This window comes from Pedobacter cryotolerans (assembly GCF_005116475.1).
Lineage (GTDB): Bacteria > Bacteroidota > Bacteroidia > Sphingobacteriales > Sphingobacteriaceae > Pedobacter > Pedobacter cryotolerans.
In genome coordinates this window covers 1-13,027 of record NZ_SWBO01000006.1, presented here as the reverse complement: position 1 = coordinate 13,027, position 13,027 = coordinate 1, and the positions used below count along the sequence as shown (strand labels likewise).

Sequence of the window (13,027 nt, the reverse complement as noted above, 5' to 3'; positions counted from 1 at the left end):
CTTTAATCGATTGGAGCTTTTTCAACTCTCTTTTCACGAAGATACTGAACCAAATCTGCTACTTCAAATGCATTTTCTAATAAAAAATTACCACTTCTCGTTCGTGTTAATTTAGATAAATAAGCTGCATTATTTAATTGCTTTCCAAAATCAGAAACTAAAGATCTAATGTATGTTCCTTTGCTACAAACTATTCTGAAATCAATTTCTGGTAATGCAATTCGGGTAATTTCAAAAGCGCCAACTGTTACATGTCTTTGTCGCAACTCAACCTCTTCTCCTAATCTGGCTTTAACATATAATCTTTCGCCATTTACTTTTACAGCAGAGTGTGCTGGCGGATATTGTGTAATCTCTCCAATAAATGGAGCTGTTGCGCTATAAATATCTTTTTCAGTTATTTTGTCAATTTCAAATGTAGCATCTATCTCAGTTTCCATGTCAAACGATGGAGTACTTGCTCCCAAAATCATGGTACCTGTATATTCTTTTTCTTCTGCCTGAAAAGTATCGATTTGCTTGGTTAATTTGCCAGTGCAGATGATTAAAAGCCCTGTTGCCAAAGGGTCTAAAGTGCCAGCATGGCCTACTTTTAATTTCAGTGGTTTAAAAGAATTCCTAATTTTTCCTACCACATCAAATGATGTCCATTTGTAAGGTTTGTTAATTAACAATAGTTCGCCAGCGGCGAAATCAAAATCAGGGAAAATAGGAGTTTTATCGCTCAAAATACTAATTAATTTTTCGCAAAGGTAACAATTATATGATTGATAATTCGTGACCCGAAAGTAATAGCGCCAAGATTATTAAACCAACTATAATGCGGTACCAGCCAAACGCCTTAAAGCCGTGTTTTGTTAGGATATTGATAAAAGTTTTAATCGCTATAATGGCTACAATAAAACCAACAACATTTCCCAGAATTAGCAGATTGATTTCGTCACCCGAAAAAGTATGGCCTTCTTTTAAAAACTTATACAATTTAACAACTGATGCACCCAACATCATAGGTATGGCTAAAAAAAACGAAAATTCTGCAGCTGCTTTACGGGTAAGATTTTGTGTCATGGCACCTACAATTGTACTTGCAGAACGAGAGGTGCCAGGTATTAGTGCCAAACATTGGTAAAGGCCAATGATAAAAGATTGTTTATAGGTAATCTCATCAGAATTTTCGATAGTTGGTTTATTAAACCATTTATCAACAAAAAGAAGGATAACACCACCAATAACTAACATTACGGCAACCATTAAAGGGCTTTCTAGTAAAGAATCGATAAGATTATTAAACACTAAGCCTAAAATTGAAGCTGGTATTGCTGCAACAACAAGTTTGTAATAAAAATCAAGTGATTTAAAAAAGCGCTTAAAATAAAGTGCTAACACAGATAAAATAGTCCCTAATTGAATAACTATCGTAAAAAGTTTTACAAATGGAGTAGGCTGCATGTTCATTAGGGCAGTGCCAATAATCATGTGACCAGTTGATGAAACAGGCAAAAATTCAGTTAATCCCTCAATTATTGCAAGGATTAAAGCTTGTAGAAATGTCATTAAGTTTTATTTTTTTAAGATGGCGTAAATGCCAAAGCCAAAACCAAATAACACAACCATTGGCGCTATTAAAGTTCTACGGGTATCATAAATATCACCTGTGGTGCCAATCATTAAGATAAAGCCCAGTACAACAATAGCAATGCTAATTAATAATAACTGATAATTTTTTTTAGTAAAAACCATCTCTGATTTTTCATCCTGTTTTACAGGAGCTGATTTTTTTTCTACCATTATCTATAAAGATCGTAAATTTTTAAACGTAAGTATCTGCTCACAGCAAACAATGTACTAATTGAGGTGATAAAAATCCCAATAATCACCATTCCTAAAAATACAATTCCAAATTCTGTATAGTTTCTTAAAATTAAGATCTCCGGAATTTCTTTTTGAGCATAATATAAAAAGCCTAATAAAATGATGATTGCTATAAATGAGGCAATTAAACCATGTAAAGCAGCAACTAAAATAAAAGGTTTTCTGATGAAATTTTTAGTGGCTCCTACCAATTGCATACTTTTAATTAAAAAGCGTTGCGAAAATATAGCTAAGCGAATGGTGTTGTTAATTAAAGCAATGGCAATAATCAATAAAATCACGGCAAAACCTAATACAATTAAGCTAATGGTGCTAATGTTTTTATTTACCATATCTATTAATGAACTCTGGTATACCACTTCTTTAACGATAGGATTGGTTTTAATCTTCTTTTTTAACGCATCAATATTAGCGTTATTGGCGTAATCAGCTTTTAAATAAACATCAATTGTTGAAAGTAATGGGTTGTAGCCTAAGAAGTTAACAAAATCTTCGCCTAAATCTTTTGTTAAATTATGTTGTGCTACTTCTTTGTTTACGTACTGTGTTTGTTTAACAGCAATATTGCTTTCTAAATCTTTTTTAAAGGCTAAAATGTCAGTTTCTTTTGCACCTTCATCAACAATTATATTTAGAACTATATTCTCTTTTACATAATTTGATAGGTTTTTTGCATGAACCAAAATTAGACCTAACATACCCAACATTAGCAAAACCAAGGCAATGCTAAATATGGTTGATATGTATATCGTTTTAGTCTTTTTAGACGCTTCGCTTACTTCAAATTCTTCCATATTATGTTTTTATTGTTGCGAAAGTAAAGAAAGATATGCAAAATCTTAAATTTAAAGCCTCTTTTTGTTCTGTTAACACATTTAATTAACGATGCAAAATAAGTAAAAGTGTTTTTATAAGTTGTACACTTAACATTTTTTAACTTTTATAATAGCTATATACTGGCATATCATTTGTGCCGTTAATTAATGAAGTATTAATCACCCAAAAATTTAAAATGAAAGCAAAATTATTATTAGGAGCAACTTTATTATTCTTTATTGCAAGTTTTACCGCTTGTAAAAAACAAGATGAAGCTACAAAACCTTTAAGAGCAAAAATGTTAGGAAAATGGCAAGTTAATAAAATAGATGTTACAATTGCTGGCTCTGCAACCGTATCAACAAGCTATGCTGCGAATGATTATATGGACTTTAAAGACAATACTAACGATGATTTTGAACTAAGTTTAGGTCTAAATCGTTCGATAGGCTCTTACAGTTCTACAATTGATGATAAACTTTACCTGGATTTTTCATCGAAAGATTTAGATTGTGTGGTAGCAACAATTACCCCAAATCAATTTCAGTTTACTGGTACCGTAGTTGGCTCAAATCCTAAACAAACTGAAACTTATTTTTTAAGCAGATAAAAGTTAAAATTTAAGCTATTTTTAATAAGCGCTATCCTCAATTATGGAGATAGCGCTTTTTTATATCATCAACACTTCAAAAACAGGCTTAATTTCTGTATTTTTGCAAACTATTTAAGAAAGAGCAATTTAATGGATTATCAATTTAAGCAGATAGAGCAGAAGTGGCAAAAATTTTGGGCAGAAAATCAAACTTTTAAAGCCGATACAAATTCTACCAAACCCAAATATTATGTATTAGATATGTTTCCCTATCCATCTGGAGCAGGTTTGCATGTCGGTCACCCACTTGGATACATCGCGTCAGATATTTTTTCGAGATATAAAAGATTAAAAGGTTTTAATGTTTTGCACCCAATGGGATATGATTCATTTGGTTTACCTGCAGAGCAATATGCCATACAAACCGGTCAACATCCGGCAATTACTACCGAAGCAAATATTGCAACTTATCGCCGTCAATTAGATCAAATTGGTTTTTCGTTTGATTGGAGTAGGGAAGTACGCACAAGTGAGCCAGGTTACTACAAATGGACACAGTGGATTTTTATGCAATTGTTTAATTCTTGGTACAACCTAGAGACAGATAAAGCAGAAGATATTTCTACTTTGATTGAAAAGTTTAACGCAGCTGGCAGTGCCGATGTAAAAGCAGTTTGTGATGAAGATATAAAATCTTTTATGCCAAGTGATTGGGCAGCATTTTCTGACGAAGAAAAACAAGCTGAGTTATTAAAATATCGCCTAACTTATTTAAAAGAAAGTACGGTAAACTGGTGTCCGGCATTAGGAACTGTTTTAGCTAATGATGAAGTTAAAGATGGTTTTTCTGAGCGAGGAGGTCATCCGGTAGAACAGAAAAAAATGATGCAATGGAGTATGCGTATTTCTGCGTACGCCGAACGATTATTGCAAGGTTTAAATACCATAGATTGGCCAGAACCAGTTAAAGAAATGCAACGCAACTGGATTGGGAAAAGTGTGGGAGCGAGTGTGAAGTTCCCTATTAGCCTCACCCCAACCCTCTCCGAAGGAGAGGGAGCTGGAAGTTATGGCTATGAAACTGCTGATCCGTTATTATGGGAAGTATTAAAAACTAATGCTAGAGTTAATAGAAGTCATCAAACCGAAGGAGAAGATGCGCTTTGGCAAAAATTAAGAAATAGTCAAACAGGGCATAAAATACGTAGACAACATCCAATTGGCACTTATATTGCCGATTTTATTTGTTTAAATAAGAGATTAATTATAGAGGTTGATGGTGGATATCATTTAGAAAACCAAGAAAATGATAAAATCAGAACAGAAGCACTTAATCAGCTAGGCTTTAATGTAATTCGTTTTTCTAATGAAGAGGTTCTGAATAATATAAACATGGTAGCAGAAAAGATAACTTCAGAACTCAATAACAGACCTGATAGTGCACCTGCTAAGGTAGGCAACTCTGCCTCCCTCTCCCTTGGAGAGGGGCGGGGTGAGGCTTATATCGAGGTTTTCACCACCCGTGTTGATACTATTTTCGGTGTTTCTTTTATCGTTTTAGCGCCAGAACACGAATTAGTTCAGGCTTTAACTACAGATGGGCAAAAAGCAGATATCGAAAATTATATTGCACAAACTAAAAAGAAATCAGAATTAGACCGCATGGCGGATACAAAAACTGTTTCTGGAGCATTTACTGGAAGTTATGTCATCAACCCTGTTAATGATGAATTTGTGCCAATTTGGATTGCCGATTACGTTTTAGCTGGTTATGGTACAGGTGCGGTTATGGGTGTGCCAAGTGGCGATCAACGCGATTGGTTATTTGCTAAACATTTCGATTTACCAATCATCCAAATATTAGATACACAAACCGACTTAGATGTAGAAGCAAATGCAACTAAAGAAGGAAAATACATCAACTCTGATTTTATTGATAATTTAGGTTACAAAGAAGCTACTTCTTATTTAAACCATTGGTTAGAAAGAGAAGGCGTTGGTAAAGCTAAAGTTAATTACCGCATGCGTGACGCAATTTTTGGTCGCCAGCGTTATTGGGGCGAACCTATACCCGTATACTTTAAAGATGGTTTGCCTTACTTAATTAAGGAAGAAGAATTACCTTTATTATTACCAGAAATTGATAAATATTTGCCAACTGAAAGTGGAGAGCCGCCTTTAGGTAGAGCAGCGGATTGGAGTTACGAAGATCAGTATGAATATGAATTGAGCACCATGCCGGGTTGGGCTGGAAGTAGCTGGTATTGGTACCGCTATATGGATGCACAAAATAACTGCGACTTTGCCTCGAAAGAAGCGATTGCTTATTGGAAAGACGTTGATTTATACATCGGTGGTTCTGAACATGCAACTGGGCACTTGTTATACAGCCGTTTTTGGAACAAATTTTTGAAAGATTTAGGTTATGTAAACGAAGAAGAACCTTTCAAAAAATTGATTAACCAAGGGATGATACAGGGTATATCTCAAAAAATTAATATTTCAGGCTCACAAGGTTCTACAAGTGGATCTAATAATTATAGAATTAATGGATTGCAGTTCTCATTTGGAGATAAGACAGAGCGATTAATTATAAGCCAAGATGTTAAAGTATCAGAAATTGATAAGGGAAGTGATATTGCAAAAGAGTTCTTCAAAACTTCATTACACAACGTAGATATTCAATATACTAATGAATTAACAAATGAGCTAGATATTGAGAAATATATCAAATGGAGGCCAGATTATGAAAATGCAATTTTTTGGTGTTCAGGAGGTTGTTGGCAAGGTGGTGTTTTCTATCCATTTGAAAATTCTAATGGAGAAAAGAGATTTTTTACAAAACCAGAAGTAGAAAAAATGTCTAAATCAAAATTCAATGTGGTTAATCCTGATGTTTTGATTGAGAACTACGGTGCAGATACCTTGCGTATGTACGAGATGTTTTTGGGCCCGCTAGAGCAAAGTAAACCATGGAATACCAACGGAATTGAAGGTGTATTTAAATTCTTGCGTAAATTTTGGCGCTTGTTCCATAACGAAGAATGGATTTTTCATGTAGAAGATTCAATTCCTGCAAAAGCAGAACTAAAAGCTTTACATAAAATCATTAAAAAGGTACAAGATGATGTTGAACGTTTCTCGTTTAACACATCAGTTTCTAGCTTTATGATTGCGGTTAATGAACTAACAGATTTGAAATGCAAAAACCGCCAAGTTTTAGAAGATTTAGTGGTTGTACTTTCACCTTATGCACCCCATATTTGCGAAGAATTGTGGTCGTTGTTAGGCAATACAAACTTGTCAACTACGCCATATCCTAAGTTTAATCCTGCCTATTTAGAAGAAGCAGAATTTGCTTATCCAGTTTCTGTAAATGGTAAAATGAAGATGAATTTAAACCTAAGTTTAAGTATAGAGCAAGATGAAGCCATCTCAACCGTATTGGCAAATGAACAAGTTCAAGGTTATTTAAATGGAGCTACGCCTAAAAAAATCGTCTTTGTAAAAGGTAAGATTGTGAATATTGTGATTTAAAATGCACGTCACCCTGAATTTATTTCAGGGTCTGTTTTGCCTGCAGATTTACAGAATGTCATCCTGAGCGCCCGCCTGCCGTGGCTGGTAGTCGAAGGAAAATTCGGTAAATCTGTGGCTTTTTTTGTCTTTTGTCAGTCTGAGCCTGTCGAAGACCATTTTATAAATCCTTCGATAAGCTCAGATTGACGTTATTTATTAAGTATTTATAAATCAATTTTTTAAAAAAAAATTAAGCTCCTTTCTTTGTCATTCCCTGCCTGCCGGCAGGCAGGCGACTTCGGAGGAATCTCATAGTTGGAATACAAAATTCGAGATCCTTCGCTGCACTCTGGATGACAAAACGAGCTAAATTAATGTCATTTATATTGATTTTTATGAAATAAATTATCCCTCAGGATGACATATTTTTTACAATTAATTCACGAATTTACGTCAAGCATTTACCGTCTAAAAATATATTTTTCAAAATCCTTGTGATATTTCTGACCTTGTTGCGAATAATATGGGAAAGAAGAATTAATTAATGCAAGCTACAACCCAAACTTCTCCTGAATTTTTAAACCTAATTGAGGCTAACAAGCGCATCATATTTAAAATATGTAACTCTTATTGTCGCAATGCGGATGATAGAGAAGATTTAGCACAAGAAATTATCTATCAATTATGGAAATCGTGGAATAGCTTTAATCCGGAATATAAGCTTTCTACATGGATGTACCGCATAGCATTAAATGTAGCCATTTCCTTTTATCGTAAAGAAAAAAAATCAGCATCAACTGTTAGCTTGGGAGAGCATGTAATTGAAATAGCTGACGTAAATTTAGATGAAGGTTTGGAAAATAATTTGAATGCATTGCAAAAATTCATCAATGATTTAAATCCACTAGATAGGGCATTAATGATCCTTTATTTAGAGGAAAAAAGCCACAAAGAAATGGCAGAAATTATTGGGATTACCACCACAAATGTGGCTACAAAAATTGGAAGAATTAAAGAACAATTGAAACAGAAATTTTCACAAAAAGAAATTAAAAATGGAAAATATAGAAATGATTAATTTATGGAAACAGTACGACGAAAGGCTGGAAAAAACGATATCTATTAACCATAGGTTAATTGCAGAATTGCAGCAACAAAAAGCTAAAAACGCATTAAGGCCAGCCAGAAATTATAAGGTGATTGCTATTTTAATAGGTATAGTTTACGCAGCTTTAATTGCTTATTTTTTATATCATTTACATCCTATAGCTAGCATTTTTATTAATATTTCTGTTGTTATACATTTGATAGTTACGCTAGTAGCAATAGCAATGTACGCACATCAAATCGTATTGATTAATCAAATTGATTGTACAGAGAATATAGTGGATATGCAGTATAAAATGGCCAAATTAAAAAGCTCTACCTTAAAAGTTATTGGGGTGTGTTTTTTACAGTTTCCGGTATTTGCAACTTGGAATATTAATTTAGAGTTAATAACCAAAAATCCTTTAGCCTTTTGGTTTATTCAGGTTCCTATCCTTGTTCTTTTCACTTACATCGGAATTTGGTTTTACAAAAATATCAATATTCATAACATCGAAAAGCGTTGGTTTAGAATGATGTTTTGGGGCTCAGAATGGCAATCGATTTTAAAAGCGGGTAAGTTTTTAAAAGAGATAGAAAATTTTGAGAAAAACTAATAAGTTGGCAGTTTTCAGTTTGCGATTGACTTAAGTTTTTGAGGTATGCATTTTTTGATAATTGCAACTTTAAATAGTAGCATTAGCTGATGTTTAATAAACCGGATTGAAATGAATCCCGATGTAAAATCGGGAGAAATGAAAAGCCGGACTAACTTTAATTTTTCTAGCAAATTGCTTTTCTAATTAATTAAAATAGCTTCCATTTTACCTCTTCCGTTTTACCTCTTTTCCATTCGCCGATTAATTTTTACCATTCGCCGCTAGATTAATTCAAGTGGTCTAAAATTTATATACTCCAATTGTAACAAAAAGTAATTTTGAGATACTAATTAACAAACAAAACAAACAAATTATAAAATGAAAAAAATTCTACTACTGTGTTTAGGTTTAATATTTGCGATAGGTGCTCAAGCTCAATTTCCGGGTATGGGTGGAGGGCAAAAGGCATCGGTAACTGGTCGAATTACAGCAACAATTATCGATTCGTTAACTAAACAACCGGTTGATTATGCAACCGTTTCATTAGCAAAAGTGAAAGATGGAAAAGCCGTAAATGGTGGAGTGACAGACGAAAAAGGTAAAATTGTACTGCAAAATGTTGCCGCAGATGAATATAAATTATCAATCGGTTTTATAGGGTATAAATCTAAAACTGTAATTGTAAAAACAACATTGGCAAAGCCAGATAATAACTTGGGTACAGTTATACTTTCGCCTACTTCTAACGTTTTAAATGAAGTAACTGTTGAGGGTAAAAAAGCGATTATTGAAAATAAAATTGATAGAATGGTTTACAATGCCGAGGCAGATGCTACAAATGCAGGTGGAGATGCTACCGATGTAATGCGTAAAGTGCCCATGCTTTCTGTAGATGTAAATGGTAACGTTCAATTACGTGGTGGTGCGGTAAGGGTGTTAATTAACGGTAAGCCATCGGGTACTATGGCAAATAGCGTTGCTGATGCGTTAAAAATGTTACCAGCTGAGCAAATTAAAAGTGTTGAGGTAATTACTAGTCCATCGGCTAAATATGATGCCGAAGGTTCTGGTGGTATTATTAATATCATTACTAAAAAATCTAATGCGCAAGGTGTAAGTGGTAGCGTTAATACATCAGTCGGTACTCGCCAAAATAATGGGTCATTTAACTTAACTGCTAAAACAAATCGTTTAAGTGTAAATGCAGCTTTGGGCGGTAGTTATGCCTACCCACAAAATAGTAGGGTATCTTTTTTAAACGAAACGGCAGGTACCACCACTTTTCAGGATGGCTTTTCTAAATGGGCACGCCCAGGGTACAACGGTAGCTTTGGGGTAGATTACGATATCAATGCTTATAATAACATTAGTTCTACTATAAAATATAACCATTTTAGCAATGGTGGTCCAGGCGAAGCGAATATCAATATCAACGGTTTGGCCTTGCAGAATATTTCTGATATGGACATGGGTTTTAACAACATGGATTGGAATGTGGATTACAAACGTACTTCGAAAAAAGTAGGGGAGGAGTTTAGTGTTTCTGGTCAGTTGTCTCAAGGTAGAAATACAACCGATTTTAGTAATATTTTAAGAACCGCTGGAGTTCCTGATATTATTACTGCAAATGACAATGTTGGTAAAAACAATGAATACACATTGCAAACAGATTACATATTACCGATCAATAAAAAAACAACTTTAGAAACTGGGTTAAAAGGTATTGCTCGTAATATAGCAAGTGATTATACTCAGGCTGCTCAAGATTTTGATTACAACCAAAACGTAGCATCAGCTTATGGTGTAATTGGTTTCGACTTAACTAAAAAAATTAAGTTCAAGGGAGGGTTAAGAGCTGAGTACACAGATATAAGCGGTGTTTTTGCAAATAGTTTGCCTATTAAAAATGATTATTTTAATTTATTTCCAAGTGCAATAGTTTCACAAACATTAAAGGATAATAAAACAACTTTAAAATTAAGCTACAATCGTAGAGTACAACGTCCAAGTTTGTTTTACTTAAATCCTTTCCGTAATGAGTCTAATCAGTTTAGTGTTTCAGAGGGTAATCCAAACCTAGATCCAGAGATTAGCGATAATTATGAATTTGGTTATTCAACGTTTATTAAAGGATCGATCATTAACGCTTCAGTTTTTTACCGTAGAACAGGTGATGTTATTGAAAGTGCCATTCAGCCTATAACAGAAAACGGAGTAGATAAAGTTTTAACCACGTTTATCAATGTAGGTACAGCTGAAACTTTTGGACTAAATGTTTTCGGTTCTTATAATCCGATGCCAAAGTGGACTTTGATGACAAATATTGGTTTGAATACTTATCAAGTAAGCAATGAGTTTACAGGTGTAAATACACCTACTTTTTTAAACTACAATTGGTTCTTAAGATCGGCAACTACATTTAATAAAGGATTAAGTCTAGAGTTTTTTGGAGTGCTAAATTCTCCACGTAGAACTTTTCAGGGTAAAACCGATGCGATGGTGTTTTATGGTGCTGCCATTAAAAAAGAGATCATGAAGAAAAAAGGCTCAATCGGCTTAAATACTCTAAATCCCTTTAACAGAGATTTGCATATAAAAACAGTTAACACTACCGCAAATACTTTTCAAAGTACAAATATTTACTATCCTTTGCGTTCGTTCGGAGTTAACTTCAGTTATTCTTTTGGTAAGTTGAAATTTACAGAAAAGAAAAAGGTTAAAAATGATGATATCAAACAAGGTGAGCAACAAGGCGGTGGACAAATGGGTGGTATGGGAAGCGGAAAATAAGCTAATCACATCAAACACTCTATTAAATGTCTTTTCGAAATTTCGAAAAGACATTTTTTTTTATCATAAAATTGCCAATGCTTTTGATTTAAATAACTCCTCACCATTAATCAATGCATTTTTATATTCAATAATTAGGTTAATGGGGGCATTCTAAATAATTGAATATACTAATACCCCTCCTCTCTCAAATTTAATCAAGTTTCAAGTGCTTAGTTTCTATACTTCCATTGCTCACAGTGTGGAAAATATTTCCCCTATGTAATTGTATGTATTCTCTTAATACCCATTTTTTTGCTAAAGAAGCCCTCTTTTGTGATTGGTATATACTTTGTCTAACACACGTGAAATGATATGCTCTTTGATGAAAAACTATCTGAGAGATTTTAAAGGATAAAAAACAATAACACAATTATATGATAACTTCTACAAAAAAAATTGTTTTCGTTTGCTTGCTTACTGCAGCATTTGCACAATTTGCAAATGCGCAGGTTAAAGTTGGTCAAAATCCAACGGAAATTAATAAGGGCTCAATTTTAGAGTTAGAAAGTACAAACAAGGGTTTGCTTTTTCCTAGAGTAAGTCTTATTAATACCACTACTTGGAGTTTGGCAACATCAAGTGTTCCTACTGCAGGTATGATGGTTTACAATATCAATACCACATCGGCTGGTTTTACTGGTACTACAGACTATCCAGCTATTGCAGGAAATGGTACTGGTATTTATTACTGGGATGGTAACGGCTGGGTAGCAACAAAAGGTACTAAGGGCGCTGATGGTAAATCAGTAACTGGTGCGCCAGGATCACCCGGAACTTCCACTCCAGGAAACGAAGGTGATATATATATAAATACTACCTCGGGTAATACATATATTAAACAAGGTAATACTTGGGTAGTTAACGGAAATATTAAAGGGGATAAGGGAGAGCCAGGTATAGTTGGTTTGCCAGGAACGGGAGTTCCAGGTACTCCAGGTTCGGGTACACCAGGTGCTCCTGGAGCAGGAGTAACCATTGTTAATAACGATAGTGGAACATGGGTATATAACCCAACTACCAATACATGGACAAATGTGATTGGTCCAAAAGGAGATAAAGGAGATGCTGGTGTAGTAGGAGTAGAAGGACAACCGGGATCAACTGGAACCCCAGGTATCCCAGGATCAAGTGCGACAGGTGCTCCTGGAGCAGGCGTAACGATTGTTACCAACGATAGCGGAACATGGGTTTTCAATCCAACGACCAATACATGGACAAACATTAACGGTCCAAAAGGAGATAAAGGTGACCCTGGTGTAGTAGGAGTAGAAGGACAACCAGGATCAACTGGAACCCCAGGTATCCCAGGATCAAGTGCAACAGGTGCTCCTGGAGCAGGCGTAACAATTGTTACCAACGATAGCGGAACATGGGTTTTCAATCCAACAACCAATACATGGACAAAYATTAACGGTCCAAAAGGAGACAAAGGTGACCCTGGTGTAGTAGGAGTAGAAGGACAACCRGGATCAACTGGAACCCCAGGTATCCCAGGATCAAGTGCGACAGGTGCTCCTGGAGCAGGCGTAACGATTGTTACCAACGATAGCGGAACATGGGTTTTCAATCCAACGACCAATACATGGACAAACATTAACGGTCCAAAAGGAGAYAAAGGTGACCCTGGTGTAGTAGGAGTAGAAGGACAACCAGGATCAACTGGAACCCCAGGTATCCCAGGATCAAGTGCAACAGGTGCTCCTGGAGCAGG

Annotated in this window: 9 protein-coding genes and 1 pseudogene; 6 read left to right on the top strand and 4 right to left on the bottom strand. The window is 34.9% G+C overall.

Annotated features, from left to right (window positions below):
- Nucleotides 1-2 precede the first annotated feature (2 nt).
- Genes truB through FA045_RS11540 form a run of 4 tightly spaced genes read right to left on the bottom strand, consistent with a single transcriptional unit; the run spans nt 3 to nt 2,666 of the window.
- Nucleotides 3-728: a tRNA pseudouridine(55) synthase TruB gene (truB, locus tag FA045_RS11555; protein ID WP_136877240.1), complete on the bottom strand. Its 726-nt coding sequence runs from the start codon at nt 726-728 to the stop codon at nt 3-5.
- 31 nt (nt 729-759) lie between these two features.
- Entirely contained in the window at nt 760-1,554 is a 795-nt protein-coding gene (locus FA045_RS11550) for an undecaprenyl-diphosphate phosphatase (RefSeq protein WP_136877239.1), read from the bottom strand.
- A 6-nt stretch (nt 1,555-1,560) separates the two neighbouring features.
- Nucleotides 1,561-1,788 carry a DUF3098 domain-containing protein gene (locus tag FA045_RS11545; RefSeq protein WP_136877238.1) on the bottom strand — a complete coding sequence of 76 codons (228 nt, stop codon included), beginning with the start codon at nt 1,786-1,788 and terminating at the stop codon, nt 1,561-1,563.
- Nucleotides 1,788-2,666 (bottom strand): cell division protein FtsX, encoded by an 879-nt coding sequence (locus FA045_RS11540; protein WP_136877237.1) that lies wholly within the window; start codon nt 2,664-2,666, stop codon nt 1,788-1,790. The genes FA045_RS11545 and FA045_RS11540 overlap by 1 nt, the downstream gene beginning before the upstream one ends.
- A 218-nt stretch (nt 2,667-2,884) precedes the next feature.
- Between FA045_RS11540 and FA045_RS11535 the strand changes: the two genes are divergently transcribed.
- The 6 genes and pseudogenes from FA045_RS11535 to FA045_RS11510 all read left to right on the top strand — a co-directional run.
- Nucleotides 2,885-3,298 (top strand): hypothetical protein, encoded by a 414-nt coding sequence (locus FA045_RS11535; RefSeq protein WP_136877236.1) that lies wholly within the window; start codon nt 2,885-2,887, stop codon nt 3,296-3,298.
- A 132-nt stretch (nt 3,299-3,430) separates the two neighbouring features.
- Nucleotides 3,431-6,817, top strand: a complete 3,387-nt coding sequence (locus FA045_RS11530; protein WP_136877235.1) for a leucine--tRNA ligase — start codon at nt 3,431-3,433, stop codon at nt 6,815-6,817.
- 526 nt (nt 6,818-7,343) lie between these two features.
- Nucleotides 7,344-7,877, top strand: coding sequence for an RNA polymerase sigma factor (locus FA045_RS11525; RefSeq protein ID WP_136877234.1), 534 nt, complete (start codon nt 7,344-7,346; stop codon nt 7,875-7,877).
- Nucleotides 7,855-8,502 carry a hypothetical protein gene (locus tag FA045_RS11520; RefSeq protein ID WP_136877233.1) on the top strand — a complete coding sequence of 216 codons (648 nt, stop codon included), beginning with the start codon at nt 7,855-7,857 and terminating at the stop codon, nt 8,500-8,502. The genes FA045_RS11525 and FA045_RS11520 overlap by 23 nt, the downstream gene beginning before the upstream one ends.
- 360 nt (nt 8,503-8,862) lie before the next feature.
- Complete coding sequence (locus FA045_RS11515; RefSeq protein WP_136877232.1) at nt 8,863-11,274, top strand: TonB-dependent receptor domain-containing protein; 2,412 nt, start codon at nt 8,863-8,865, stop codon at nt 11,272-11,274.
- Nucleotides 11,275-11,690: 416 nt separating this feature from the next.
- Nucleotides 11,691-13,027, top strand: a pseudogene (locus tag FA045_RS11510) (hypothetical protein); the annotation flags it as partial.